This window comes from Candidatus Pantoea persica (genome assembly GCF_013753875.1).
GTDB lineage: Bacteria > Pseudomonadota > Gammaproteobacteria > Enterobacterales > Enterobacteriaceae > Pantoea > Pantoea persica.
The window spans coordinates 224,972-250,889 of sequence record NZ_SMDS01000018.1 but is presented as its reverse complement, the minus strand read 5'-3'; the positions used below and the strand labels follow the sequence as shown (position 1 = coordinate 250,889).

Annotated in this window: 13 protein-coding genes, 1 tRNA gene, 1 other RNA gene and 21 pseudogenes; 10 read left to right on the top strand and 26 right to left on the bottom strand. The window is 58.9% G+C overall.

Annotation, left to right across the window (positions count from 1 at the left end; genetic code table 11):
• Positions 1-11 precede the first annotated feature (11 nt).
• The 3 genes and pseudogenes from diaA to EIO60_RS10150 form a co-directional block, all read right to left on the bottom strand.
• Positions 12-599: a DnaA initiator-associating protein DiaA gene (gene diaA, locus EIO60_RS10160; RefSeq protein ID WP_258576705.1), complete on the bottom strand. Its 588-nt coding sequence runs from the start codon at positions 597-599 to the stop codon at positions 12-14.
• A gap of 14 nt (positions 600-613) precedes the next feature.
• A pseudogene (locus EIO60_RS10155) lies at positions 614-977 on the bottom strand (YraN family protein).
• Positions 935-2,872 (bottom strand): penicillin-binding protein activator, encoded by a 1,938-nt coding sequence (locus tag EIO60_RS10150; protein WP_258576704.1) that lies wholly within the window; start codon positions 2,870-2,872, stop codon positions 935-937. The pseudogene EIO60_RS10155 and the gene EIO60_RS10150 overlap by 43 nt, the downstream one beginning before the upstream one ends.
• Positions 2,873-2,934: 62 nt before the next feature.
• On the opposite strand from EIO60_RS10150, the gene rsmI reads away from it, so the two are divergent.
• From rsmI to EIO60_RS10135, 3 genes and pseudogenes are all read left to right on the top strand, one after another.
• Entirely contained in the window at positions 2,935-3,798 is an 864-nt protein-coding gene (rsmI, locus tag EIO60_RS10145; protein ID WP_258576703.1) for a 16S rRNA (cytidine(1402)-2'-O)-methyltransferase, read from the top strand.
• 33 nt (positions 3,799-3,831) lie between these two features.
• An RNA gene (gene rnpB / locus EIO60_RS10140) (RNase P RNA component class A) lies at positions 3,832-4,209 on the top strand.
• A 156-nt stretch (positions 4,210-4,365) separates the two neighbouring features.
• Positions 4,366-5,275, top strand: a pseudogene (locus tag EIO60_RS10135) (aminotransferase-like domain-containing protein).
• A gap of 50 nt (positions 5,276-5,325) precedes the next feature.
• Here the strand turns inward: EIO60_RS10135 and EIO60_RS10130 are convergent.
• The 11 genes and pseudogenes from EIO60_RS10130 to EIO60_RS10080 form a co-directional block, all read right to left on the bottom strand.
• A pseudogene (locus EIO60_RS10130) lies at positions 5,326-5,781 on the bottom strand (YlaC family protein).
• Between the two features lie 132 nt (positions 5,782-5,913).
• Positions 5,914-6,879 (bottom strand): annotated as a pseudogene (locus EIO60_RS10125) (glutathione S-transferase family protein).
• Positions 6,880-6,954: 75 nt separating this feature from the next.
• Positions 6,955-7,327: pseudogene (locus tag EIO60_RS10120) on the bottom strand (DoxX family protein).
• A gap of 255 nt (positions 7,328-7,582) precedes the next feature.
• Positions 7,583-7,873, bottom strand: a complete 291-nt coding sequence (locus EIO60_RS10115) for a YqjK-like family protein (RefSeq protein ID WP_258576702.1) — start codon at positions 7,871-7,873, stop codon at positions 7,583-7,585.
• Entirely contained in the window at positions 7,870-8,268 is a 399-nt protein-coding gene (locus EIO60_RS10110) for a phage holin family protein (RefSeq protein WP_258576701.1), read from the bottom strand. Before EIO60_RS10110 ends, EIO60_RS10115 begins: the two co-directional genes overlap by 4 nt.
• Before the next feature lie 2 nt (positions 8,269-8,270).
• Positions 8,271-8,576: an ElaB/YgaM/YqjD family protein gene (locus tag EIO60_RS10105; protein ID WP_258576700.1), complete on the bottom strand. Its 306-nt coding sequence runs from the start codon at positions 8,574-8,576 to the stop codon at positions 8,271-8,273.
• Positions 8,577-8,611: 35 nt separating this feature from the next.
• Positions 8,612-8,981, bottom strand: a pseudogene (locus EIO60_RS10100) (DUF1090 family protein).
• Positions 8,982-9,253: 272 nt separating this feature from the next.
• Positions 9,254-9,523: pseudogene (locus EIO60_RS10095) on the bottom strand (EnvZ/OmpR regulon moderator MzrA); the annotation flags it as partial.
• A pseudogene (locus tag EIO60_RS10090) lies at positions 9,520-10,198 on the bottom strand (DedA family protein). The pseudogenes EIO60_RS10090 and EIO60_RS10095, both read right to left, overlap by 4 nt.
• 290 nt (positions 10,199-10,488) lie before the next feature.
• Positions 10,489-11,264, bottom strand: a pseudogene (gene exuR, locus EIO60_RS10085) (transcriptional regulator ExuR).
• A 145-nt stretch (positions 11,265-11,409) separates the two neighbouring features.
• Positions 11,410-12,540, bottom strand: a pseudogene (locus EIO60_RS10080) (MFS transporter); the annotation flags it as partial.
• On the opposite strand from EIO60_RS10080, the pseudogene EIO60_RS10075 reads away from it, so the two are divergent.
• A pseudogene (locus tag EIO60_RS10075) lies at positions 12,540-12,854 on the top strand (altronate dehydratase); the annotation flags it as partial. The pseudogenes EIO60_RS10080 and EIO60_RS10075 overlap by 1 nt on opposite strands.
• Before the next feature lie 9 nt (positions 12,855-12,863).
• Here EIO60_RS10075 and sstT read toward each other — a convergent pair.
• The 3 genes and pseudogenes from sstT to EIO60_RS10060 all read right to left on the bottom strand — a co-directional run.
• A pseudogene (sstT, locus tag EIO60_RS10070) lies at positions 12,864-13,698 on the bottom strand (serine/threonine transporter SstT); the annotation flags it as partial.
• 234 nt (positions 13,699-13,932) lie between these two features.
• A complete protein-coding gene (locus tag EIO60_RS10065) occupies positions 13,933-14,910 on the bottom strand; it encodes a TerC family protein (protein ID WP_258576699.1) in 978 nt (325 codons plus the stop codon).
• 254 nt (positions 14,911-15,164) lie between these two features.
• Positions 15,165-16,141: pseudogene (locus EIO60_RS10060) on the bottom strand (Gfo/Idh/MocA family protein).
• Between the two features lie 136 nt (positions 16,142-16,277).
• Here EIO60_RS10060 and EIO60_RS10055 point away from each other — a divergent pair.
• Positions 16,278-17,790 (top strand): annotated as a pseudogene (locus EIO60_RS10055) (chloride channel protein).
• Here EIO60_RS10055 and EIO60_RS10050 read toward each other — a convergent pair.
• Positions 17,787-18,290: pseudogene (locus tag EIO60_RS10050) on the bottom strand (YgjP-like metallopeptidase domain-containing protein). The pseudogenes EIO60_RS10055 and EIO60_RS10050 sit on opposite strands and share 4 nt — an antisense overlap.
• A gap of 82 nt (positions 18,291-18,372) precedes the next feature.
• On the opposite strand from EIO60_RS10050, the pseudogene EIO60_RS10045 reads away from it, so the two are divergent.
• Positions 18,373-19,269: pseudogene (locus EIO60_RS10045) on the top strand (methyltransferase).
• A 21-nt stretch (positions 19,270-19,290) separates the two neighbouring features.
• Here the strand turns inward: EIO60_RS10045 and EIO60_RS10040 are convergent.
• The 8 genes and pseudogenes from EIO60_RS10040 to EIO60_RS10005 all read right to left on the bottom strand — a co-directional run.
• Positions 19,291-19,973, bottom strand: a pseudogene (locus EIO60_RS10040) (FAD-dependent oxidoreductase); the annotation flags it as partial.
• Positions 19,939-20,040, bottom strand: coding sequence for a hypothetical protein (locus EIO60_RS10035; RefSeq protein WP_258576775.1), 102 nt, complete (start codon positions 20,038-20,040; stop codon positions 19,939-19,941). The pseudogene EIO60_RS10040 and the gene EIO60_RS10035, both read right to left, overlap by 35 nt.
• Before the next feature lie 206 nt (positions 20,041-20,246).
• Positions 20,247-20,929: pseudogene (locus EIO60_RS10030) on the bottom strand (purine nucleoside phosphorylase YfiH/LACC1 family protein).
• Between the two features lie 278 nt (positions 20,930-21,207).
• Entirely contained in the window at positions 21,208-21,507 is a 300-nt protein-coding gene (locus EIO60_RS10025) for a hypothetical protein (RefSeq protein ID WP_258576698.1), read from the bottom strand.
• A 49-nt stretch (positions 21,508-21,556) separates the two neighbouring features.
• A complete protein-coding gene (locus tag EIO60_RS10020) occupies positions 21,557-21,763 on the bottom strand; it encodes a hypothetical protein (protein ID WP_258576697.1) in 207 nt (68 codons plus the stop codon).
• Positions 21,764-21,813: 50 nt separating this feature from the next.
• Positions 21,814-22,062: pseudogene (locus EIO60_RS10015) on the bottom strand (Hcp family type VI secretion system effector); the annotation flags it as partial.
• 502 nt (positions 22,063-22,564) lie between these two features.
• Positions 22,565-22,637 (bottom strand) — tRNA-Ile (locus EIO60_RS10010).
• Between the two features lie 205 nt (positions 22,638-22,842).
• Entirely contained in the window at positions 22,843-23,670 is an 828-nt protein-coding gene (locus EIO60_RS10005; protein WP_258576696.1) for an SDR family NAD(P)-dependent oxidoreductase, read from the bottom strand.
• 134 nt (positions 23,671-23,804) lie between these two features.
• Between EIO60_RS10005 and EIO60_RS10000 the strand changes: the two genes are divergently transcribed.
• The 4 genes and pseudogenes from EIO60_RS10000 to EIO60_RS16745 all read left to right on the top strand — a co-directional run bounded on the left by EIO60_RS10000 (position 23,805) and on the right by EIO60_RS16745 (position 25,755).
• Positions 23,805-24,395 (top strand): TetR/AcrR family transcriptional regulator, encoded by a 591-nt coding sequence (locus tag EIO60_RS10000; RefSeq protein WP_258576695.1) that lies wholly within the window; start codon positions 23,805-23,807, stop codon positions 24,393-24,395.
• A complete protein-coding gene (gene mug, locus EIO60_RS09995; protein WP_258576694.1) occupies positions 24,392-24,907 on the top strand; it encodes a G/U mismatch-specific DNA glycosylase in 516 nt (171 codons plus the stop codon). The genes EIO60_RS10000 and mug overlap by 4 nt, the downstream gene beginning before the upstream one ends.
• A 187-nt stretch (positions 24,908-25,094) precedes the next feature.
• Positions 25,095-25,220: pseudogene (locus tag EIO60_RS16750) on the top strand (hypothetical protein); the annotation flags it as partial.
• A gap of 37 nt (positions 25,221-25,257) precedes the next feature.
• Positions 25,258-25,755: pseudogene (locus EIO60_RS16745) on the top strand (molybdate ABC transporter substrate-binding protein).
• The last annotated feature ends 163 nt before the right edge of the window (positions 25,756-25,918 follow it).

The window sequence follows — 25,918 nt, the reverse complement described above, 5'->3', positions numbered from 1 at the left end:
TGCTCCTTCAGCTATTCCTGGTGGGGGAACAGATTGTTATCAATCAGGTCGCACAGACAGTTGAGCGTCAGCATATGCATTTCATGGATGCGGACACTGCGGTGCGAAGGAATGCGAATTTCCACGTCGTGCGGGCCAAGCAGACCCGCCAGCTCTCCGCCGTCATAGCCGGTGAGCGCGACAATAGTCATATCGCGAGTAACCGCGGCTTCTACCGCCTTGACGATATCGCGCGTATTGCCGCGGGTGGAGATAGCCAGCAGCACGTCGCCGGCCTGACCCAGCGCGCGTAACTGTTTGGCGTAAATTTCGTCATGCTGGCGATCGTTGCCGATTGCCGTCAGCATCACGTTGTCCGCGCTGAGCGCTAGCGCCGGCAGGCTGGGCCGCTCGGTTTCGAAACGGTTGATCATGCTGGCTGCGAAGTGCTGTGCGTTAGCGGCGGAGGCGCCGTTGCCGCAGCTGAGGATCTTGTTGCCGTTCAGCAGGGACTGCACTAGCGTCATGGCGGCGCGGGAAATGGCGTCCGGCAGCGCTTCAGCGGCTGCAATCTGGGTTTGAATACTTTCAGTAAAACACGCTTTAATTCTGTCCTGCACATGACCACCTGGTTCTATACGTCTGCATTAAAGGCATTGGGCAGCCATTCGAGCGCCGTACCGGTAATGGCGATAATGTCGAAACAGCAATCCACCGTTTCAAAACTGCCGCCGCGCTGGGCGAGCCACAGCGTGGGTGATGCTGGCGAGCGCGCCGCCGTAGCGTGCATCGCGCCGGTAACGCACCGCCACAAACACCCAGCATGCGCCGTCGCGCATAACCAGATCCAGTTCGCCAGCGCGACAGTGAACGTTGCTGGCTACCCAGCGCAGCCCGGTGCGCTCTAAATAGCGCCGGGCGCGCTGCTCCTGTTCGGCGCCGAGGCGCCGACGGTTCAGTAGGTGGGAACGATCTCGCCCTGGTGATACTGATTCCATGGCAACGTCCTGTTGATCATGCAATCCTGATTCGCGCTCAGCTTGCCGGTATTGCCGTCAATGGTGAAGCCCGGTGTCTGGCGCACCTGATTGAAACTGTTCGCCAGCGTCCAGGCGTCAATGCCCATCGCATAGAGGCGAACCAGCGAGAAGTCGTTGTTAAACGACCGCGCCGTCTGCTGCATCAGCGCCGGATTGCGGCCGGAGAGCAGCGGAATATCGCTGAACTGCAATCCTTCCATCTCCAGACGGAAGTCTGGACCGGCGCCCGCCTGGTAGCTGCGCGAGCTGGCGTAGAGCGCAATCCCGCTGCGGCTGCCGGTATGCATCGCGATCATCGGCTTGATCAGCTGCAGCTCATCCTGCGTCGAGACGATATAGACCGAATCGACGCTGCCACCCTCGCTCGCCGTCGCTGGCGCGCTCGGCTGCGGCGAAGGAATGGTCAGCCCGGCGATGGTAATGCTCTGCGGCTCGGCCGGCTGCATGTTGACCGGCGTGCCGCTCAGCGTAATGCCCGCGCCGCTGTTGATGCCCTGTTTCAGCTCGGCGGTAGAGCCGAAGCGCTGCTGCAGCGGCGCGCTGCCGCCCAGCTTCTGCCAGGCCTCGGTAAAGGCGTTGACGACGCGATCGCCAAAGCTGCTACGCGGCACCAGCAGCAGCGGCTGGCGTTTGCCCTGATCCCACATATGGTGTGCGGCATCGCGCGCTTCTTCTTCAGGAGAAAGCGCAAAATAGCAAATATTCGGATGGTTCTGGATCTGTTCCGGGGCGTTAAGCGCCAGCACGTTGAGCGGCGTCTGGCTGTTGGCCACCGACTCCACCTCGTTTTTCAGCAGCGGCCCGACCACGATGGTGGCGCCGTCCTGCTGCGCCTGCTGCATCACCTGCTGGATTGGTTGGCTGCTGGTGTCATAGACCTTAATTTGCGCGCTGCTGCTGGGCGGCGCGCTGGCGGCGGGCTGCGGCTGCGCGCCTTCTGCCGTCGCAGGCTGTGCGGCTGGCGAAGCCGCATGCTGCGGCGCGGCGTTCAGCGCGCCGTTTTTAGCGTCGTTGAAGCCCTTTTCGATAGCACCGGCGAAAACCTGCGCCTGACCGTTGAGCGGCAGCAGCAGCGCGATGGTGCTGGTTGAGGCTTTGGTAAAGTTTTGCGTCTGGCTCAGCGGCGTCGGCAGTGTTTTGGCCGCCGGGTTTTGCGGATAGCGCGTCTGCCAGTCTGCCAGCGCCGATTTCAGCATCTCGCCGTCCTGCGCGTTGGCGCGCCAGACGTTAAGCAGATCCAGCCAGCCCTGCAGGGTGTTCTCGCTGGCGTTGATCACCAGATTGCTGGCCTCCTGCAGCGTCATCTGCGTCAGCGCCTGCCAGGTGGCGTCGATGTTTTTCTGACGATCGTCGCCGCTCAGCAGCGGCTCCTGGGCGATATAGGCGCGCAGCAGCACCAGCGAGAGTTTGCCCTGTGCGGCGGCGATCTGCAGGCCGTAGTAGCGCGCCTGCTGCTCTTTCGACAGGTCGTCCACTTTCACCTGGTTCAGCAGCTGGGTCGCGCCCGGCACGTTCTGCTGGCTAAAGAGGAACTGCGACTTCAGCAGCAGCAGCTCCTGCTGCTGCGTGTCGCTGAGCTGGCTCGGCAGCTGATTCAGCTGCTGGCCCGCCTTTGGATACTTTCCTTCTTTCATCAGGGCGCGGATGGCAAGTAATTGCCAGTCTGTCCTGCTATCATCGCTGCTTTGCTGTACTTGTTGCAGATAGTAATCAGACCCGCCGGTAACAGGTCCCTGAATATTGACGTTAGAGGTTTGCGGCCCCTGACCGCTACAGGCGGCTAAAATCAGCCCAGCAAGAAGGACAGGCACAAAGCGTCCTACTTTATGGCGAACGACTTTTGAAGGAAGCATACTGTATCCAGTGATGTTTTTTTCAAGATGCTCAATATTAAATCGGCAATTCGGATGAAACAATGAAACAACTCGATCGGGCAGAGATTTCTGCCAGCACGCTCTACATCGTTCCAACCCCGATTGGTAATTTGGGTGATATCACCCAGCGGGCGCTGACGGTGCTTTCGGGCGTCGATCTGGTCGCAGCGGAAGATACACGTCATACCGGGCTGTTGCTACAACATTTCGCCATCGCTGCGCGGCTCTTCGCACTTCACGACCACAATGAACAGCAAAAGGCCGAACTGCTGCTGGCGAAGCTGCAGAAAGGGCAGAGCATCGCGCTGGTCTCTGACGCCGGCACGCCGCTGATCAACGATCCGGGCTACCATCTGGTACGCCGCTGCCGCGAGGCGGGCATCCGTGTGGTGCCGCTGCCGGGCGCCTGCGCCGCCGTCACAGCATTAAGCGCCGCCGGATTGCCGTCCGATCGTTTCTGTTACGAAGGATTTCTGCCTGCCAAAACTAAGGCTCGCTGCAACGCGCTGCGCGCGCTGGCGCAGGAGCCGCGCACTCTGATTTTCTATGAGTCGACCCACCGTCTGCTCGACAGCCTGGAAGATATGGCGAAGGAGCTGGGCGCCGACCGCTACGTGGTGCTGGCACGCGAGCTGACCAAAACCTGGGAGTCGATTCACGGCGCGCCGGTGGGTGAGCTGCTCGCCTGGGCCAAAGAGGATGAGAACCGCCGCAAAGGGGAGATGGCGCTGATCGTCGAAGGGCACAAGGCGGATGACGAGGCGCTGCCCGCAGAGGCGCTGCGCACGCTGGCGCTGCTGCATAAAGAGCTGCCCCTGAAAAAGGCGGCGGCGCTGACGGCGGAAATTCACGGCGTGAAGAAAAATGCGTTCTATCGCTTTGCCCTCGATCAGCAAGAGGCGTGACAAACGGGGGCGAATAGCCTATTATCCGGCGCTGAAGCTGACCAGACAGTCGCCGCTTTGTCGTCGTCCCTCTTGTAGGGATACGGGCAGAGGGGAGGAAAGTCCGGGCTCCATAGGGCAGGGTGCCAGGTAACGCCTGGGGGGCGCAAGCCTACGACCAGTGCAACAGAGAGCAAACCGCCGATGGCCCATTTATGGGATCAGGTAAGGTTGAAAGGGTGCGGTAAGAGCGCACCGCGCGTCTGGTAACAGTTCGCGGCACGGTAAACTCCACCCGGAGCAAGGCCAAATAGGGGTTCGCATGGTACGGCCCGTACTGAACCCGGGTAGGCTGCTTGAGCCAGTGAGCGATTGCTGGCCTAGATGAATGACTGTCCACGACAGAACCCGGCTTATCGGTCAGTTTCGACTTTTCAGGTGAAAACCCCGCGCAAGTGGGGTTTTTGCTTTTTGGGCAGCCTGGCGGCAGCACTGGCCCGCTCTATTCTGCGCGTCTTCACTCCCCTGATAACGCCAGTTCCGTTCCCGCCATGCTAAACTGCGCCCCGGCAACGAAAGGAGCGGCGCGTGGCGAAATATCAGCAACTGACGGACGAAATTCAGCAGCAGATGGAAGCGGGCATCTGGCCGCCGGGCACGAAGCTGTCGTCGCTGCGCCAGCAGGTGGCGCAGCAGGGCATGAGCCTGATGACGGTTATGCACGCCTATCAGGTGCTGTAGAGCTAGGGCTGGATCGTCTCGTGGCCGCAGTCCGGCTACTACGTTGCGCCGCGCGCGCTGCAGGCGATTGAGCGGCTGAAACTGAAGGCGCTGGCGGTGCCGAGCGACCCGCAGCAGGGAATCGATATGCAGCAGCTGGAAGAGACATTGCAGCGCTGGCCGGTGAAGACCTGCTGGCTGATGACCACGCTGCAAAATCCTCTCGGCGTCAAGCTCTCGCCCGTGCGCAAAGCGCAGCTGGTGGCGCTGCTGGCGCGCTATCGGGTGCCGCTGATCGAAGATGACGTCTACGCTGAGCTCTGGGCCGGCAGCGAGCCGCCGCATCCGGCGGAGTACTGGGATCGCGACGGCGGCGTGCTGCACTGCGGCTCGTTTTCGAAATGTCTGGTGGCGGGATTCCGCGTCGGCTGGGTCGCGGCGGGTCAGCACGCGCAGCGCATTCAGCGGCTGCAGCTGATGAGCACGCTCTTCTACCAGCGCGCCGATGCAGCTGGCGCTGGCGGACTTTCTCGCCACGCGTCGCTAAGATACGCACCTGAAAAAGCTGCGCCAGACGCTGGCGCGCTGCAAAGAGTGGGTGCGCCAGGCGCTGAGCCGCGCGCTGCCGATAGGCGCCGCCGTCAGCGATGCGCCGGGTGGCTATTTTGGGCAGGTGACGCTGCCGCAGGGCTATGACACCACCCGGCTCTATCAGCAGGCGTTGCAGCAGGGGATCAGCATTGCGCCGGGGCGGCGATCGAAGCGCTGGGTGCGCTGATCGCCGCTCAGCAACCGGGCTGACTACACCTGCGCCGCCTGACGGTGGCCCTAGGTCAGATAATAGACGTCATAAAAATCGACCTCGCCCTTTTGCTGCAGCAGACGGGTAATGCCGCTTTTCACCTGCTCCGGCGCGTCCGGCAGGTTGAGAATTTTTTTCACGCCGCCTGCCGAAACCGGCTGCACGTAATACCACTCGCCGTTGTATCAGACGTGCAGATCGAGCGCGTCGATATCCTCGAAGCGATATTTCGGATTGATATCCAGCAGCATCAGAAAGCTTATCACTAGCACGAAAAGGGTGGCAATCTAGAAGGCGGGCCAGCCCAGCATCTCCGTCGTGAAGATCAGCGCCACGCACAGGGTGTAGCAGAGGTACATGATCGCCCAGAGGCCTGGATGGGTTTTCAGAAACGAGAAGCTGAAGCGCGGTCGTTTGTCGCGGCGCTCTTCGCGATTCAGGGTAGCAATTTCATCAAGCAAAATTTGTTTAATGGCGTCCATCGTTCACCTCGCAGTCACCGTTTCTGCGTGGTAAAATAGATAATAGTTGGCGCGAGGAGGAGACATAAACAGAGATAATTTTTATAACAGTTTGCCAGAAATGCGCCGTCCCGCTGCCGGGACGGCGCGGGCTTAGCCGCGGCCGTGCGGTTCGTCCCAGTCAAACGCCGGACCCAACGAAATCACGCCGTTCGGGTTGATGGTTTTGTGGCTGCCATAGTAGTGATGGCGGATATGCGGCAGGTTCACGGTCTCGGCGATGCCCGGCATTTGATAGATATCCCGCAGGAAGCCGTTCAGGTTGAGGTAGTCGCCGATGCGATGGCAATCGCACTTGAGATGGGTGACGTAGACCGGATCGAAGCGCACCAGCTTGGTCTAGAGGCGCAGATCCGCTTCCGTCAGCTGGTCGCCGGTGAGGTAGCGGTGCTGGCCCAGAATCTGCTCCAGCCGCGACAGCGAATGGAACAGCGCGGTGACCGCTTCGTCATAGGCCGCCTGCGACGTGGCGGAGCCCGACTTATAGACGCCGTTATTCACCGTGTCGTAGATCCAGCCGTTCAGCTCGTCGATCTTTTCGCGCAGCGCAGGCGGATAGTAGTCGCCCGCCCGCGAGCCGACAGCGTCAAAGGCGCTGTTGAACATGCGGATGATATCCGCCGACTCGTTGCTGACGATGGCGCCCTGCTGCTTGTCCCACAGCATCGGCACGGTGACGCGCCCGGTATAGTGCGGATCGGCATGCAGATAGAGCTGATACAAAAACTCGTTCTGTTACAGCTTGTCGCCGGTGGCGTCGGGAAGGCCGTCGCCGAAGGTCTCCAGCATTAGTGGATGCACCACGGAGACGTCAATCATCGACTCCAGCCCTTTCAGCTGACGCATCAGCAGGGTGCGGTGCGCCCAGGGACAGGTAAGGGAAACACAGAGATGATAGCGGTCGCGCTCGGCTTTGAAGCCCGCGCTGCCCGTCGGGCCGGCGCTGCCGTCCGCCGTCACCCAGTTGCGCTAGACGGCCTCAGAGCGCTTGAAGCGTCCGCCGGTGGATTTAGTGTTGTACCAGGTGTCATGTCAGACACCCTCGATCAGTTGACCCATATCGCCTCCAGTGCAAACAGGGCGAAGAGTATCCTCGCCCTGCTAAGTATATGTGGCATTATGCCGGATGTGTGTTTAGCGAAGTGCAGCGGCCGGCTGCGCTTTTTTACGCAGCAGACGGTCAAAGCTGTATGTGCCCGGGCCCACCAGGCCCAGCACCAAGAAGCCGCCCGCGATAGAAAGGTTCTTCATAAACATCAGCTGGTTGACGCCTTACGCAAAGTTGCTGTGGAACATGAACGCGGTCAGCAGCGTAAAGGCAGCGGTAAACAGCGCGGTAAAGCGCGTTAGGAAGCCGAACAGAATCGCCAGGCCGTCGCCGAACTCAAGCAGGAAGGATCACCAGCGGCAGGAAGAAGCCGGGCACGCCTATCGCTTCCATATACTGCTGCGTGCCGGCATAGCCGGAAATTTTGCCCCAGCCGGCCGTGACAAACAGGATGGGCATTAAAATGCGCGCCAGTAGCAGGCCAGTATCTTAGAATTTTTTCATCATTCACTCCAGGCTAAGTTTTTGCAGGAGCAAGCTACCCGCGTCTGATAATTCCCAGCAAACGGGTTGGTTACGTTTCGCTGAGCTAATAGCTGGAGATATGATAGTCGCGGCGCGGAAAGGTTGTAAGCGAGATATTCTGTAGATGATGTTCAGGAAATCTGATGAAGCAAAGCCGGTGTTTTTCACACCGGCTGAGGGTGGAGAAGATTAGCGCTGCGGCAGGGCCGCCTTCAGCATGTGCCAGGTACTCCAGACGCCGAAGCCGCGCTTGAACAGGCGCATAAATTTATTCGGACGGCGTACCGACCAGATCGCCAGCGCGCTGCTGCCGATGGCCAGATAGCGACGCATACAGAGAAACGTCAGCCAGCCGCGATCGTACCGCGCCGTGCTTTGCAGAAAATCGCGGCGCCCCATGCCGAGATCTAGCCGCTGCTGCTGAACCTGGCTCAGCAGTTCATGAATGCGCGCCTCGCGTTCCTGTTTGCTGCTGCTCATGCTCGATGGTCCTCCAGCAGCTGACGGTCGGTCTCCAGCTCTTTGCGCGTATGGTGCAGCAAGGTGGACTGCCGCGACTTACGCAGGCTCCACAGGCCGAAGATGATCGCCAGTAAAAAGAGTACGCCGGTGGTGATGCCGATCGCCATCAGGCGATACTGAGCGTCAACCGCCCAGAGAATCAACACCGTCAGGCTCATCAGCCCGAATGTGGTAAACAGCATGGTCAGGCCCACCATCAGCAGCAGCTGAATCAGGCTGGCCTTTTCCGCTTCCAGCTCGACCACCGCCAGACGGACGCGTGTCTCGACCATGCTGACCAGCATAGTGACGATACGCTGACCGATGTTGATGACCCCTTTGCCGGGGCCGTGGCTCCGCTGTGAGACCGCCATAATTAACGCCGTGAAATCAGGATGCCGATCGCTACGCCAATTGCCGCACCGATGCCAACACCATGCCAAGGGTTTTCACGCACGTAACCGTCCGCTTTCTGTGCGGCTTCGCGCGTGGTCTGCGCCAGATATTCGCCGGAATCGCCCAGCTTTTCACGCGAGCTGTCGAGCGCGACGCGAGCCTTATGACGCAGCTTGTCCAGTTCGCCTTTCGACTTATCTGTGGTGGTGCTCAGCACCTCTTCCAGGGTGTCCGCCAGATTTTTTAACTCGGCACGCAAATGTTCTGATGACGTCTCTTTAGACATGTAATGTTCCTTTAGCTTCAGTAGTTGAGTCCGGATTAGTAAGGCTCCGCCTGTAACTTTTTCAGCTCCTGGCGTGCGTCTTCCAGTTTACGTTCGCGTTTGGCGATTTTTTCCCTGTCGTCGCCTTCCTGGCGCTCCTCTTCAAGCTCGCGCTCGGCGACCTTGTCCTGCTGCGCCTTGATGCGCTCCTGATGGGCCGCTGTCAGTTTGCTGTCGCTGCAGTTAGCACGCACTTCGGTCAGCGCCAGCTCCAATCCGTTGATGCGGCGTTGGTTGTCGTGCTGCTTCGCCATCGCGATATTCATGCTGAATATCCTGTTCTTCTTGCTGACAGAGCGACTCCGCTGCCATCAGCGATCCAGAGAGAGAAAGCAGCGCGAGACCAAGAAGTAGTTGATGTTTCATCAGGCTTGTTACCTTCCATTATTGCTGCCCTGCCCTGCCGTGACCAGACAGTGCCATATCATAGCGTGTCAGATGACTGAGCCACCAGTTAAGCATAGACAGCGCCCGTAAAAAGTTCAAAAAAGACGGGGGATACAGACTAATCCGGCGTCGTCCCGCCAGCGCGGGACGACGAGATTGATTCAGGAGACGTTCAGCGAGGCAGCGGAAGCGGAGTCGAGATGTCTGGCGACCACAAAGCCGTCCGGCAGCAGGCGGAGCAGCACTTTCTACGCGGCGGGGCTCTGCACCTCGTTTTCAAAGTTGATAATCAGCGCGTCGCCGGCGGGCTTGATGCTTTTGATGCGGATGCTTTTCGCCGTCAGCTGCTGATAGAGATGGAAGCCGTCCGGCAGCGGCCCGCCGGCGTGCGAGACGCGGATCTGCACCATGGTGTCGTGGCGCAGCAGCATCGGCGCCAGGCAAATCACCAGCAGTAGCAGAGCGGCGACGGCCAGCCAGGGCAGCATCATACGCCGGGGAACAGGAGCATGAATTTTCATGCTCCCCCCTTGCCGCTCTGATTCGCCTGACGTTTGCGCCACAGCACCAGCAGCGCTCCCGCCAGGCCAATCAACAGTAGCACCAGCGGCAGCAGCATCAGACAGAACATCAGCTCATCTTCATAGCGGCGGAAGATCGGCGTTTTGCCAAGCGCAAAGCCGAGCACGGTGAGGATCAGCACCCAAAGCAGCGCGCTGACCCAGTTGAAGAACTGGAAGCGCGCGTTGCTCAGAACAGAGAGGCCGGCGATGGTCGGTAGCAGGTGCGGACAAAGGCGATAAAGCGGCCGATCAGTAGCGCCGAAAGTCCATGCCGGTGAAACAGGCTGTGTGCGCGGGCGTGATACTGCGCGGGCCGGTGCGACAGCCATTTTTGCACCGTCGGCGTATTGCCGAGCCCGCGTCCCTGAATATAGCTGCCCCAGCAGCCGAGAGGCTGGCGCCGGTGTTCAATACCAGAATCGTCAGCGGAAAACTCATAGTGCCTTTGGCGATCAGCACGCCGACCAGAATCAGCAGGCTGTCGCCAGGCAAAAACGCGGCGGGCAGCAGGTCATTTTCGAGAAACAGGATAATAAACAGTACGCCATAAATGGCCCATACCAGCGTCGGATCGGAAAGCCTCTCGTAGTCCTGTTGCCACAGCGCCTGTAGCAACGCATGCAAAATATCCATAATCATTCCTGAACATCATTGTTTAACGCGTCTCGAAAGACATAAGCGCAGACCGGCGTTTGGTTATCTGTTTTAGGAGCGCAGCCTGTGCAGGATTTTCCGGATTCTTCCAGAATTGATTGTTAAATCAGCCGCTTTTTAAACCCTGTCGCAAAGGGTAAAAAAGGGGCGATAACTGTAACAAAAATCACCAAGGGTGAGGCAGGGGAATGTGCCTGCCGCACAGGAGTTTTACCTTTAGACACGGCCCGTCAAAAGAAATGACTTTGTTGGGCGAAAACCCAGCGGAATCAAGGCATATTGCTGGCACCATCGGAAAGGATGACGGGATTTTCAGCAAACATGTAACGATCCACATTAAATTCAAAGTCATCGGCGGTCGCGTTGAACAGCATCTGCTTAGTATTTTCCAGATGTTGCCACATCGCAAGTTTGCAGGCAGCGGGATCTTTGCGCATCAGCGCTTTGAGGGGTTGGTCATGGTCGTCGCACCAGCTGAGGATGCTGAGCTGGTCGATGTGCTCGTGGAGTTTGAGCCAGTAGGGGTTATGCAGGCAGTGAGCCACATTTTTTTCAACGATGGCCGCCAGCGCGCTGTTCTGCGTGGACTGAGCGATGCGCACGTGGAACTGCATGTCCCACTGCGAGTCGCGGAGGTGATCTTCTTAACGCGCCTTTTCCTGAATCGCCATCAGCTCAATGATGTCCTGACGCGTCACCTGTGTAGAGGCAAACTCCGCCACATTACTCTCAATCAGCTGTCGCGCCTGCAACAGCTCGAAAGGGCCGAAGCTGGCGAACTCCAGCTGGATGGCGGTGGTGACGCGATTCTGCTGCTGGCTGGTAATAACGTGAATGCCGGACCCTTATACGCACCTCAATGTAGCCTTCCACCTCTAGCATATGATCGCTTCGCGCACCACGGTGCGACTGACGTTCATCTCTTCCGCGATCAGACGTTCGGCGGGCAGCTTTTGTCGCCGACAGGATAAATGCCTATTTCGATACGGCTTTTTAGATCGCTGGCGAGCTGTTGATAAAGACGGCGAGGTTCGGTCAGTTCCATAGCACATTCCCCAGTTTCCGTGACGCAAATAAAGTTATTATACCACTTTGCGGCGATGAAATAAAAGATCCCGCCTCTTTATGACGCGGGATCGTGGGCGCTGTCGCAACGCTGAAGCAGCCGCTTTGCGTCTCAGGCAGCGGCGTCAGCCGCGCAGCGCCGCATTCTGCGGCACCACCACCTCTTGTTCCCGCTCGGCCACCGGCTTGTTGCGCAGCACCGTCCAGATCACCACCGCGTCCAGCAGGTCAAACACCGCCAGCGCGCCGACCACCAGCGCGAACATGGTGCTGGCGGTCCAGGCTGCCATGCCCCCGGTCAGGCCGTTCGCCGTCTCCACCTCATTGCGGCCGAAAACGTCCGAGGAGAGGGTGATCAGCGCGCCGGAAAGCGCCTGATGGGCGAAGCCGCCGACGCAGAGCAGCGCGATGTCGACATAGGGGCTGGTAAACAGGCCGATCGTGCCGGGACCAATCATCAGCAGCGCGCCCATGGTCACCACCAGCTTGCGCGACACGATCAGGTTCACGCCGAACCAGCACTGGAACAGCGGCCGCAGGTAGAGCCAAGGATGCATCCGAGGTCGGCGAACAGCATCGGCATCCAGGCGAACAGCGCGATCTATTTCAGGTTGAAGCCATAGACCTTGAACATAAACAGCGGGATCCAGGCGTTAAAGGTGCCCCACGCCGGCTGTGCCAGAAAACGCGGCAGCGCTATGCCCCAGAACTGGCGGTTGCGCAGAATCTGGCGCGCCGACATTTTTGTGGTGTTGCCGGTCTGATGATGCGCCTCCTGGCCGGAAATGATGTAGTGATGCTCCTTGTCGTCGCTGAGTTTGGTTTGCTGCTTCGGGTGCTTATAAAACACCAGCCAGCAGAGCGCCCAGATTAGACTCAGCACGCCAGTGATGATAAAGGCCATCTGCCAGCGATGCGCCACGATCCGCCCACACCACCAGCGGCGCCAGCATGGCGCCGATAGAGGAGCCGACGTTGAAGTAGCCGACCGCCACGGAGCGCTCTTTGCCCGGGAACCATTCGCTGCTCGCCTTCAGGCCCGCCGGGATCATCGCCGCTTCCGCCGTGCCGACCGCGCCGCGCGCCAGCGCAAAGCCGCCCCAGCTGCCTGCTATCGCGGTGGCGGCGCAGAAAATCGCCCAGAGCACGGCGAACACCGCATAGCCGACTTTGGTGCCGAGTATGTCGAGCACGTAGCCTGCCACGGGTTGCATCACGGTATAGCAGGCTGAGTAAGTCGCCACGATGTAGGAATATGGAAGCGGGGCTGGCGCATCTGCGCGCCCTGTATGAGGTGATGCGTCACGACAGGCGCCAGCCGGGCAGGCTGAGCGAGCTGAAGTTCGGTCTGGAGTGTAGCGGCTCGGACGGCTTCTCCTGCATTAACGCCAACCCGCTGCTGGGGCGCTTCTCCGATCAAGATGATGCCAATGGTGGCACCACGGTGCTGACGGAAGTGCCGGAGATGTTCGGCACGGAACGCATCCTGATGAGCCACTGCCGCGACGAGGCCACCTTCGAGAAGACCGTGGCGATGCTCAACGACTTCAAGCGCTACTTTATCGATCACTAGCAGCCGATTCTCATCCCGGTTCAGGCGTTTCGCCAGCGCCATATTCACCGGAATATTGGCCGCCGAACTGCGGGTAAAGAAAGCGGTCACGCCGCTCTTGTGCAGGCAGGTAAACACCAGCGGATAGGGGTGCGGCGGATCTTGCTGTAGACCAGCATCGGGTTCACAACCAGCGCCATTAGCGCCATGCAGCCCAGCAGCAGCGCCAGCAGGTGCGCGTACTGCCACAGCGCACCAAAGCCGGTCGACGCCACCAGGCCGAAAATGCCGATCGGCGCGCAGCAGATCACGCAGCGCACTAGCCAGGTCACGGCAGTCGAGGCGTCATTAAGCAGGTCACGCGTGCTCTGTGCGCTGTGGCGAAACGCCAGACCAAGGCCGACCGCCTACACCAGAATGCCGATATAGTTGGCCTCCATCAGTGCGGTGATTGGGTTGGTAACCATGCTCATCAGCAGGCCGCGCAACACCTCGGTAATGCCCGACGGCGGCGTGATTTCGGTTTTACCGACCGCCAGCGTCAGCGTCTGTGGCACCAGATGACGGAATACCGCCGCGACCACCGCCGCAAAAAGGTGCTCAGCAGATAGAGCGCGATAATGGGGTTGATATTGCTTTTCTGGCCCTGCTGGTGATTGGCAATCGAGGCGATCACTAGCATCAGCAGCGGGGCGACGGTCTTCAGCGCGCTGACGAACAGCTCGCCCAGCAGGCCGACCGCCATCGCCGCATCTTTCGAAACCCAGGCCACCGCCACGCCGGCCACCAGCCCTACCATAATTTGTTTCACTAGGCTTCCTGCGAGTAGCGCGCCCAGTCGACCGGAGAGAAATGTCTGCATAGTTGTTCTTTACATTGTAGCGGGATGTGGACCAGAGGGCGTTGATTAACGCGCCTGGAGCGGTTTGCCCGGCGGAGTATAAGGAAAAGATCTGACGAAGAAAGAGATAATTCTGCCAATGCGGGGGAGATCGGATTTCAGTTATGCTGTTTGCGTGAAGTGTGACAGAGCAATAAAATGTCGCATTCGTGACTGGAAAAATAAAACAGGGGCATTGGCTGCCCCTATAGCGGATTATTGTGAAATTTTTTTCTGGTCGTTTTGGCGATTCATCCAGGCGTTGATCAACAGCGTCGAGCCGAGGATAACGCCGATCACGCTCAGCGAGATCGCGACCGGAATATGGTAGAAGTCGACGATCAGCATCTTGATGCCGATAAATATCAGCACAATCGCCAGCCCGTACTTGAGCATGGATAAACGTTCCGCGACGTTGGCCAGCAGGAAGTACATGGCGCGCAGACCAAGGATAGCGAACAGGTTAGAGGTCAGCACAATAAAGGGATCGGTGGTCACGGCGAAGATCGCCGGAATGCTGTCGACTGCGAAAATCACGTCGCTCAGCTCCACCATAATCAGCACCAGCAGCAGCGGCGTCGCAAACAGCACGCCGTTTCTGCGGGTAAAAAACTTCTCGCCTTCCAGTTCCAGCTCGTCGGTCATGCGCAGGTGCTTGCGCAGCCAGCGCACCACCGGCTTGTCGCCCACTGCGTTCTTATCATCCTCTTTCGAGAAGGCCATCTTCAGGCCGGTCAGCAGCAGGAACGCGCCGAACAGGTAGAGGATCCAGCTAAACTGCGTCACCAGCCAGCTGCCGGCGAAAATCATAATGGTGCGCAGCACAATTGCGCCCAGCACGCCGTAAATCAGCACGCGGCGCTGCAGCGCGGCAGGGATTGAGAAGTAGCTGAACAGCATTAGCCAGACAAAGACGTTATCGACCGCCAGCGCCTTCTCCAGCACGTAGCCGGTGAGAAACGCAAGGGTCTGCGTGGTGGCGACTTCCCGCCCGGCGCTGCCCTCGATATACAACCAAAAGGCGGCGCTGAACAGTAGCGACACCGAGACCCAGACCAGCGACCAGACTGTCGCCTGCTTAAAGCTCATGGTCTGCGCGCCGCGCCGACCATGCAATAAGAGATCGATCGCCAGCATGATCAGCACCACGACCGCAAAGCTGCCCCAGAGAAGCGGTGTTCCAACAGTTTGCATCGTTTTCCTGCCCTGAAATAAAAAAAACGGCTGAATTCAGAAGACGTCAGCTGCTTTACAGGATGTAAGCGAACCTTGCCTTCCGGCAAGGTCTCACTTACAACGCAGAATCAGATTCCGAGTTGTCTGTCGACCGGATGCTTGCGCATCGTAATGACGATCGAGCAGCTTACAAGTCACTCCCCTTTGCTGGCAGTTAAGATAGGTGCTGACGGGAAAAGTGGCAAGAGCAGGCCATTCATATTTAGACATATTTACACAGAGTCTGCGTCGGCCGGAAACACCACACCGGTCTGGCGGCGAATTTCCGTCAGCAGCGCGACGGTGGTGCGCGAAACCTCCAGCGAGGCATGGTCGATACCCTGGGCGCGCACCAGCTGCACAAAGGTCTGCGCTTCATACAGCATGGTGTTGCTATGCTGCGGCTGGCTGAGATCCTGCGCGTCGCCGCCCCGCGGCAGCAGCGTCAGCGACTGCACCTCCGACAGTTTTTCAATCAGCAGCGATCCTTCCTCGCCCTGAATCTCGCTTGGAATGCGCGAGTCGCTGACCTTGGAGTGCAGCAGTGTCACGTCGAAATCGCCGTAGTCGAGTAGCACGCTGCCGTAGCCGTCGACGCCGCTGGCCAGCAGCGTCGTGTTCGCCTGCACGCGCTGCGGCGCGCCCCACAGCGTCACCGCCGCCGCCAGGCAGTAGTAGCCGATATCCATAATCGATCCGTTCGACCAGCGCGGATCGAAGGTGTTGAGAGATTCGCCGTTCAGGTAGCGCGGATAGCGCGACGAATATTGGCAGTAGCTGAACAACGCCTTGCGCAGCGGGCCAAGACAGGGCAGCGCCGGGCGAAGTTAGGCAGGCTGGCAGTTTTAAACGCCTCGAACAGGATCACCTGATGGCGCCGCGCGCAGGCGATCATCTGCTCGGCCTCGCGCAGGTTGGAGGCGAGCAGTTTCTCGCAGATAACGTGCTTGCCGTGGGACATAAACAGCTGCGCCTGCTCGCAGTGCATCGCGTTCGGGCTCGCCAGATAGACCGCCTCGACCTCGTCGCTGGCCGCCAGCGCCGCCAGTGAGGTAAACAGATGCGGGCAGGGGAAGTGCTCGGCGAACGCCTCTGCCTGCTGCTGCGCGCGCGAATAGATCGCGCTCAGGTGCAGATGGCCGGTTTCATGCGCGGCCTCGATAAACTGGCGAGTTATCCAGTTGGTTCCCACAATGGCAAAACGGATCACGTCATCTCTCCTGCGGCAAATAAGCGGCAGAGTAGCACGGCGGATCGCGCGAGTAAGCAGGGGAATTTGATCCAGCGATCCGCCTTCCAATATAGTGGTGGTGCCACGGTGGCTGGCTGAAACAAGGAGACCGAGCTTGAAAGGAAGTAAACACGCTCTGAACTGGACCACGCTGCTGGTGGCGATCCCCGTTGGCCTTGCGGCGTCGCTGGTCACGCTGGCGTTTCGCAGCGTGATCGACCTGATCAACCGGCTGCTGTTTGGCAGCAATGGCAAGATCATCGTGGTGATACATGTCTGGCTATGGATCTTCTGGCCGCTGCTAGTGGTCGCGGGCGGCCTGCTGGCGGGCTTTTTCCTGCGCTATGGGGTGAGCATCGAACAGCAGCAGACGGTCAAAACCGACTACCTTGAGGTGATCAACGCGCGGCTCGACGAGGTGCCGACCCGCACCTCGCTGTTTCGCGCACTCTCTTCCATCGCCAGCATCGGCTCGGGCGCCTCAATCGGGAAAGAGGGGCCGATGGTGCAGCTCGTCGCGCTGCAGCTGAAGAACAGCGACGTGGTGGCGATGGCCGCGGCGGCCGGGCTGGCGTCGGCGATCTTCTTCGCCGAAATCGCCTTCTGTATCTCGGCGCTGTAGCGCCTGATCCCGCTGGTGATCGCCTCGTCAGTCGCCGTCACGACCATGTGGTCGCTGGGCTTCCGCAACGCCCTCTATCCGCTGGCGGACGCCAGCTTCCAGATGGACCTCAGCAGTCTGCTGGTAACGGTGGCGACTGGCCTCGCGTCCGGTCTGGCGGGCTGGCGGTAGGCTGCTGGCGCTGATCTCCACTGATATTCTGGGCAACGGCTATGAGGTGATCGTGAAGATCATAGCGGGCGACTATCTGCTGCAGGGCCTGCTGCTGGTGCTGAAGACGCTGGCCACCATGCTGTCGGTCGGCTCCAACGCGGTGGGCGGCCTGTTTACACCGTCGCTGCTGATTGGCGCGCTGCTCGGCGCGGCGCTGCATCTGCCGATCGGCGACCCGCTGTTCTATGCGGCCATCGGCATGGCCGCGGTGCTGGCGGCGGTAAGCCAGGCGCCGCTGATGGCGATCCTGATGGTGCTAGAGATGACGCTCAACAGCATGTTGCTCTTTCCGGTGATGCTCGCCGCTGTGCTGGCGTAGATGGTGGTCTATCGGCTGCAGTCTGCCAGCACCTATCCGGTGGTCGGCAGCCACTTCAACTGCTCGGAAGCCAAGTACGACTTCGACAATATGCGCGTGGCGGAGCTGATCATTCCCGGTGCGGCGCTGCAGCCGCAGGAGTCGGTGGGACAGGCGCTGGCGGTCAGCTCGCTGAAGCGAGAACGCTACGCCTACGTAATCAACGCGGCGGGTGCCTTTCTCGGCGTAGTCTTGATCCACGACATCGCGCGCAAGATGCTGGCGCAGGAGATCACGCTGGATTCGCCGGTCGCGATGGTGACGGACGACAACTTTCCCTTTGTTTATCAGAATCAGAGCATGCGCGAGGGCTGGGAGGCGTTCGCACGCGTCACGCTGGAACGCCTGCTGGTGCTGAATAATCCACAGGAGAAGCGCTTTCTCGGCGCGCTGACCAAGACCAGCCTGATCCAGAAGGCGCAGGAGTTTCTCTAGGCGGCGTTGCCGCGCATCGCCTGGTCCGTCATCCACAGCCGGGCGTCGAACTCCAGCTGATGGTAGTCGGGCTCCATATGGCAGCAGAGCTGGTAGAAGGCTTTGTTGTAATCCTTCTCCTTCAGGTGCGCCAGCTTGTGCACCACGATCATGCGCAGAAACGGCTCCGGCTCGAGGCGGAAAAAGGTCGAGACGCGGATCTCCACCTTGTCCTTGAGGTTGCCGCCCTGCACGCGCAACACTGCGGTATGCAGCCCTAGCGCGTGCTTCATCACCTTGATCTTGTTGTCCTAGATCACCTTGCTGACAGGCGGCGCGTTGCGCATGTAGCGGTTTTTCAGCGCCTGGGTATAGTCGTAGAGCGCCTTGTCGCTGACGATATCGTGGGTGTCGGGATAGCGCTGCTGGATAAACGCCTCCAGCTTTTGATGGTCAATCAGCGTCTGAACCTGCTGAAGAATGTTCTCAGGATACCCCTGCAGATAGATAAGAGAGGACATTAGGGATTCCCGGCGAAAAGAAAGTATACTGCGCCCCCCTTGTGGGGCGAAAAACCGCCAGATTGTACCAGCCGGAGAATTCATGAGCCAACTTGAACTAGTCGATCGCAACCTGATCCTGCACCGTTTCCTGCAGATGCGCGAACAAAGCCCGCTTTAGGCGTGGGACGCCGCAGATGAATATCTGCTGCAGCAGACGTTGCCGCAAGGGCCGATCCTGGTATTCAACGACAGCTTCGGCGCGCTGACCTGCGCGCTCGCGCCGCGTCCGGTCTGGCACGTCAGCGACTCCTGGCTGAGCCGGCAGGCGACGCGCCAGAACCTGCGCCTCAACGCGCTAGACGACGGCGAAGTGCACTTTCTCAGCAGCCTCGACGCGCTGCCCGCCGCGCCCGCGCCCGTGCCGCAGGCGGCGACCACCGTCTGGCCGCTGGATGAGACGCCATATCAGATCCATAACCACGCCAACGTCTTCTCCCTCGCCTCGCTGGATATCGGCGCGCGCTTCTTTATGCAGCATCTGCCGGAAAATATCGAAGGCGAGATTGTCGATCTCGGCTGCGGCAACGGTGTAATCGGTCTGATGGTGCTGGAGAGCAATCCGCAGGCAGAGGTGCATTTTCTCGATGAGTCCTATATGGCGGTGGCGTCGAGCCAGCTGAACGTCGAGGTGAATCGCCCGCAGGACCTGGCGCGCTGCCAGTTCCGCGTCAACAACGTTCTGAGCGGCTACCCGTCAGACCGCCTGCACACGGTGCTCTGCAACCCGCCGTTCCACCAGCATCACGCGGTCACCGATCATCTGGCGTGGCAGATGTTCCACGATGCGAAGCGTTGCCTGCAATACGGCGGCGAGCTGCGCATCGTCGGCAACCGCCACCTTGACTATCACCACAAGCTGAAAAAGCTTTTCGGCAACTGCACGCTGGTGGCGTCGAACCAGAAGTTCGTGGTGCTGCGCGCGGTGAAGATACGCTGATTACAGCGCCAGCGTTGTCGCCTAGGCGATCGCCCGGCACGCATCTAGCTCCAGCGCCACGTCGGCGCCGCCGATCGATAAGGTGTAGCCGCTTGCCGCGCGCGCAGCGCCGCCTCCAGCTCGCGCTGCGGCTCCTGATCGGCGCAGATAATCAGATTATCCAGAGGCAGCGTCTCCTCGACGCCGTCGCGCCGCAGATGCAGCCCCTCGTCGTCAATCGCCAGATATTCTACGCCGCCCTACATGCGCACGCCGCGCGCCTGCAGCGTGGCGTGATGGATCCAGCCGGTGGTTTTGCCCAGCCCGGCGCCCGGTTTGCCCGGTTTGCGCTGCAGCAGCCAGATCTCGCGCGGTGACGCTGCCGGCTGCAGGCCGCCGCGCCCGGCAAGCGTCTGGTCAATGCCCCATTCGCGGCAGAAATGATCGATGTCGTTCGCCTCCGCAGGCTACGAAAGAAACATCGCGGTATCGAAGCCGATGCCGCCCGCGCCGATAATGGCGACGCGGCGTCCCACCGGTTTTTTATCGCGCAGCACCGCGAGATAGCTGAGCACGCTGGGGTGATCGATGCCCGGAATCGCGGGCGTGCGCGGCTGAATGCCGGTCGTCTGCACGATCTCGTCCGCCTCGTCCAGCATCTGCGCCGTGACGCGGTAGCAGGTACGCACCTCAACCCCGGCGGCGGCGAATTTGTGGCGAAAGTGCGTGTTCGCTATAGAAGGCCGCCAGGCGCTGCGCGCCCGCCGGATGCTCTTCCAGGCCGGTATGCATCGAGACCATCAGAAAGCGGTTGCGCAGCTGGGTAAACCCTAGATCGAGCGGGGCGAAAAGGGCGGGGTAGGCGTGGCTGTTCACGGCTGTGTCACTCATGCAAAGTGATCAGATGAGTTTACTGTAGTCGCCGTGATGTTATTAAAAAGTGAAATTTTGCAGCGCTGTGAGACGCGTTAAAAAAGCGCGCCGCTGCGGCGACGGATCTAGGAGTAGCGCGACTGGTAGCCGTTGTTGAAATGGGTGTCGCGCCGGTAGCTCGATCCCGCCTCCGCCATGCAGTAGGTGCAGAAGCCAACGTTCTTGATCTGCTAGCCCGGCACGCTCGCGCGCATCAGAATGGCGGTGGCCAGCTGCGGCAGATCGAACCAGACGCTCGCCTGGGTGGCGATAGCCTGCGGCCTAACGGCGAGCGGATTGCGTGGCTGCGCGCGATGCCAGCACTGCTCCAGCGGGCCAGGCTGGCGCGCCGCGATCTGCGCCAGCATCTCCACGCCCAGCTCTTAACAGCAGGGCGCAATCGCCGGGCAGATGGCGACGGAAAGGTGCGCGGGCGTCGCGCTATCGCGACAGAGCCGCGTCACGGCGCTCTCCAGCACGCCCGCCAGCGTGCCCTTCAGGCCGGCATGCACCGCCGCCACGCGCTGATGGCGGCATTCGGCGATCAGCACCGGCAGGCAGTCGGCGGTGTAGACCGCCACCGGGCGGGCGCCCAGGCCGATCACGCCGTCCGACTTGCAGCTTTTCGGCGGCACGTTGGCCGCATCCTCCACCACCGTGGCGCTGTGGCGCTGCATGCCGTAGGCGGTGTCGCTTCGCTAGCGGGCTGAAAGGCGTATTCAACCCACTCCAGCACGTCAAGCAACGTGGAACGTACACGAACTCCCATCATCCTCTCCTGTGATCGTTAGGCTGCATCGAGCTTAGGTTAACTGCTACATTTTGACAGCGTACTCTCCCCTCACTCTAGCATTTAAGGATGACACAATGAAAATGACCGCAACGCTGCTGGGCAGCGGCCTGATGACGCTAATGCTCTCCGGCTGCGCTTCGCAGTCCCCTACGCAGGCAATAACTGTTATCCGCTGTCTATACGAATAAAAGCCACTTGTAACCAGATACCTTTAATAGAACGATGCGTCTGAAGAGTGATTTGAGGATTGTTATTCAGTAAGGCGTTGCAGTGAGGTACACGGGCACGTAATAGATGGTTTTGTCAACGCGGCAGGCGGGGGCATTGGTGAAGCGGTAGAGAGAGCCTTTTACGGATAAATAGATCGCATCATTATCCACCTTCTGCAACGTGTTGTGGTCCGTTGTAATCATAAAGGGTTCGTTGCCATCTTTCGGGCTCGCCATAAAAGTGCGAGTATTTTTGCTGGCATTGTATAAATAGAAGCGATATGAAAAGTCTGTCGTGGTCCCAGCACTGGCTTCGGTGATGTAGAGGCTTACGTGAGAGGTCACGGGAATGGTTTGCGGTAGGGTTTGTTCAAGTGGGGATAAGTGGTCAATTTTAAACGCTGCTCAAAATAACACAGGAAAAAGTAAAATAAGCAGATGTCGTTTTTTTAAAAACTGAGCGTTTCGCATATTCTATTCCCATTCTTATCCATGACTGATTATCTGGATCGTCGCCATAAGGTGCAGATCTATACCAGTCGCCAAAAGCAGGCGAACTTGTGCCTGCTCGGCTTTGTGCCCATCCAGCCGCTCTTAGCAAGATCTCTGCTATAATGCCTGCAGCATGTCCGACTGCTCCATAATGGAAAACTTGAGCTTTTGCCTCGTGGCAACAGCTTTATAAAGATAGGGAGAGGAAGAATCAAATTCTTTTTGTATTAAGACCGGTGAGTGTTTTCTTGTCCCTGTGATTTTACCAGTCATGGCATCGGTAGGAAGGTTTAGATTATGGGAAAAAGCAGTGACTTCAATACTGCCTTTACGATTCTGAACATCTACTGAACCTCGAATAATAGAACTACCATCATCCTTTAACCATAGGTAAGCTGGAATCGCCATTTGCGCCACCTTTCCTTGTAAGAAAAAGAGAGATTACGCTATTCAGAATAGAATAGAATGATTTTAATCAATTGAGGTATTCTTGAGCTGGTTATTTAATTTAATTAATTAAATTGCTGTTTAATAATGGAGTGAACGTGATGCTTAATTGAAATTGAATAGAAGTCTACATGTTATTTTGTGTAAATGTAAGTGGTAGTTTAGTTGTTATTGGATTTTTTAGGTGATTTTGATGACAGCTACGAAAAGGGCACTCGAAAAATAGATTGGCCTTGCCGGATGATAAAGGAACATGTTCTACAATACCGATAATATCTTAAAGCGAGATGATATAGGCGGGACTGGATTTTAGAATGCGAATGAGGGGCTAATAGAATCTTTAAAATCATTTTTTCACGTATTATAAAATTGCGTCACTATTTTACCACCGTTTTAATTCAGCCAATAAATGAACCACTTTTAAAAGTGGCTTTATCTTACTAATTAGACAGCTTAAATTTAGTGGCCCCTGCTGGGTTTGAACCAGCGACCAAGCGATTATGAGTCGCCTGCTCTAACCACTGAGCTAAGGGGCCAGCAGAGCGGGGATTATAATGTATCTGTTTAGAGCGATCCAGCACTCATCCGCCGGATGCTGAAAATTTCTCCAGCGCATGAGTGCTTGATTCAACTAGACATTTCCCGAATATGCGGCGCCTTTTACCAGACAAGCGCAGGCGATAAGCATCACGTGTCGCGCATTTACACACATAGGGGGAGCAGTCAGCGCACTCTACATCCTTAGTCTGCCACCGCGCCCTGATCGTTCACGCTGCGCACGCGGTAGCGCGACGCCGACTGGCTTTGCGACAGAAAGGGCACTATCGTGCCGCGCAGGCGATCAAGCTCCTGCCACTGCGCAAGATCCTCCAGCGCCGGAAGGGGTATCGCTTCGCCCGCATCTAGCCCGACTAGCGCGGCATCCACCATCTCATCCACCTCCATCACTATCTGCGGCGGAAGCGCATTGAGCGAGTTGCCGGACCGGTCAAATATCTCGGTGCGCGTCGCGCCGGGCAGCACGGCCTGCACCTGTACGCCGCTCTCTGCCAGCTCGCGCTGCATAGTGCGCGTCAGCGTCAGTATAAAGGATTTACTGCCGTTATAGGCGCCGTTGAACTTCTCATGTACCAGCGCCAGCACCGAGGCGACATTGATAATCACGCCGCGTCCGCGTGTGCGAAACGCATTGCCCGCCGCGTGCGCCAGGCACGTGGGGGCGAGAATATTCAGCGCCAGCATGGCCTGCATGCGTTCGATGTCGGCATCGAGAAAATCACCGTCCACGCTCATGCCGGAATTGTTCGCCAGCAGGGTAATCGCCGCGTTGTTTTTCAGCTCATGCTCAACGCGGTGCAGATCGGCGGCGTCGGTAAGATCGGCGCGCAGAATGCGTACCTCAATGGCATGTTTCTGCCGCAGCGACTGCGCCATCGCGTCTAGTCTGGTCTGGTCGCGCGCTACCAGAATCAGATCGTAGCCGCGCGCCGCCAGACGCTGCGCATAGGTGGCGCCGATACCGCTGGATGCGCCGGTGATTAAAGCAAAGCCCTGTGATGATGCTGACATAGTGAACCCCTTGCGTATGATGGTTGTCATACATGCAGCTGATATGACGACAATCATATTAGGCGTTAAGCAGGTAATATGACGGTCGTAATGATTGCTATAATCGGCCAAACGGTTTTAGTGAGCAGAGACAAATGGATAAACAAACGCACAAAGCGCGCACGCGGCAGCGCATTCTGGAAGAGGCAGCGCGGGTGATGCGCGAATGCGGCACGGAAAGTATTGGCGTGGCGGCGCTGATGAAGCGTGTCGGGCTGACGCACGGCGGCTTCTATGCGCACTTCGACTCGCGCGAGGCGCTGGTGCAGGTGGTGATTGCTGAGATGTTCGCCGACTCCGCGCAGCGTATGAGGTCGCTCTGGCAGCAGCCCGATCCGGCTGAACGGCTCAGCACGCTTATTGACTACTACCTGTCGGAAACGCATCGCGACTGCCGCGCCGAAGGTTGCCCGGTGCCGGCGCTGGTCAGCGAGGTCGGCCATCTGCCCGAAGAGGCGCAGGCGATATTTACCCAGGGCGTAGCGGCGATGCTGCAGCGGCTGAGCGCGCTGCTCGCGGAACTGTGGCAGCGCGATGCGGAGACGCTGGCCAGCAGTCTGCTGGCCGAAATGGTCGGCGCGCTGGCGCTGGCGCGCGCCTGCCCGGATAAGACGCTCTCGGCAGCGATGCTGGCGCGCAGTCGCGCAGCTATCCGCCATCGCGTCGGGCTGAAGGAGGCGGCATGAGCGAGCATAATATTACCGACATCATTGCGCCCGGCCTCGACGTGCTGTTCTGCGGCATCAATCCCGGCCACTCGACGGCGCATACCGGCTATCATTTTGCGCATCCCGGCAATCGCTTCTGGAAGGTGATTCATCTCGCCGGCTTCACCCACGAGCAGCTGAAGCCGGAAGAGGAGCTGCGGCTGCTGGAGACCGGCTGCGGCATCACCATGCTGGTAGAGCGTCCCACGGTGCAGGCGAATCAGCTGGCCGCTGAAGAGCTGCGCCACGGCGGCGCGCGCCTGACCGACAAGGTGCTGAACTACCAGCCGCGCGTGCTGGCGATTCTCGGCAAAGACGCTTTCAGGCGCGCCTTTAATCTGCGCAAGGTGGATTGGGGCATGCAGGGCAGTTTTATGGGCAAAACCCAGGTTTGGGTGCTGTCCAATCCCAGCGGGCTGAACCGCGCCTCGCTGGATGAGATCGTCAAGGCCTATCGGCAACTTCATGGTGCGTTACATAAAAGTGGCTAATAAAACGTGAACAGGCTCGGCTTACTGTCAAGCGGCGATTGTTCCCCGTCCGGATTCTGGCTAAACCAGGTGCTGGACAATAAAAGGAGAGTGGCATGAAAAAGTACCTGATTATCGTGGCGGCGCTGCTGGTGGCCGCGCCGCGCCGGGCTGGAGCGAGACGCTGCGCGTCTTCTGTTCCGGCGGCATGTATCCTGTGGTGAAAAGCCTGAAGGCTGATTATGAAAAGCAGAGCGGCAATCAGCTGACGCTGGAAGCGGCGCCGTCCATGGGCGATACGCCGCAGGCGATCCCGAATCGCCTGAAGCGGCATGACGATGCGGACGTACTGGTGATGGTTCAACTACACCATCGCGCCGCTAGGGCCGCAGATAAAAGCCGACAAGCATCAGGTGCTGGCGCACTCCTATATTGCGATGGTGGTGAAGCAGGGCAGGCCGGTGCCCGATATCAGCAGCGTGGCGAAGTTCAAACAGGTGCTGACGGAAGCCTCGACCATCGCCGTCTCCGACAGCGCCAGCGGCCGCTACATTCGCAGCGAGATGCTGAAGGAGCTGCACCTTGGTGAGCAGACGGCGAAAAAGGTCGTCGTTATTCCCGCCACGCCGGTAGGCGAAGCGGTCGCATAGGGCAAAGCGCCGATTGGTTTTCAGCAGAACAGCGAGCTGAAGGCGGTAGAGGGCATCACCATTGTCGGCCTGATCCCGCCGGCGGTGCAGCAGGATACGCTGTATGGCGCGGTGGTGACCTCAAGCAAACAGCTGCAGGCGGCAGAGAGCTTTGTGCGCTACCTGCAAAGCGAGCAGGCGAAAACGACGATACGTGACAAAGGGCTGACGCCGCTATAAGCGTAATAAAAAACCTCGGCAGGCCGGGGTTTTTTCGATTGAGCCAGATGTTCGGCGTTAACTTTGCACCCATGAAAAAAACGGCTTACCGGGGTTTAGCGATTGAGTAAGACGCTCAGCGTTAACATTGCGCCCATAAAAAACCCCGGCAAGCCAGGGTTTT

What these genes read in the sequence shown, in the direction of transcription:
- EIO60_RS10000 (WP_258576695.1), top strand. Translation starts at nt 23,805, where the DNA reads ATGGATAAACAAACGCACAAAGCGCGCACGCGGCAGCGCATTCTGGAA.
- EIO60_RS10105 (WP_258576700.1), bottom strand. Translation starts at nt 8,576, where the DNA reads ATGTCTAAAGAGACGTCATCAGAACATTTGCGTGCCGAGTTAAAAAAT.
- EIO60_RS10035 (WP_258576775.1), bottom strand. Translation starts at nt 20,040, where the DNA reads ATGCATACCGGCCTGGAAGAGCATCCGGCGGGCGCGCAGCGCCTGGCG.
- EIO60_RS10150 (WP_258576704.1), bottom strand. Translation starts at nt 2,872, where the DNA reads ATGCTTCCTTCAAAAGTCGTTCGCCATAAAGTAGGACGCTTTGTGCCT.
- mug (WP_258576694.1), top strand. Translation starts at nt 24,392, where the DNA reads ATGAGCGAGCATAATATTACCGACATCATTGCGCCCGGCCTCGACGTG.
- EIO60_RS10065 (WP_258576699.1), bottom strand. Translation starts at nt 14,910, where the DNA reads ATGCAAACTGTTGGAACACCGCTTCTCTGGGGCAGCTTTGCGGTCGTG.
- EIO60_RS10005 (WP_258576696.1), bottom strand. Translation starts at nt 23,670, where the DNA reads ATGTCAGCATCATCACAGGGCTTTGCTTTAATCACCGGCGCATCCAGC.
- EIO60_RS10110 (WP_258576701.1), bottom strand. Translation starts at nt 8,268, where the DNA reads ATGGCGGTCTCACAGCGGAGCCACGGCCCCGGCAAAGGGGTCATCAAC.
- rsmI (WP_258576703.1), top strand. Translation starts at nt 2,935, where the DNA reads ATGAAACAACTCGATCGGGCAGAGATTTCTGCCAGCACGCTCTACATC.
- EIO60_RS10115 (WP_258576702.1), bottom strand. Translation starts at nt 7,873, where the DNA reads ATGAGCAGCAGCAAACAGGAACGCGAGGCGCGCATTCATGAACTGCTG.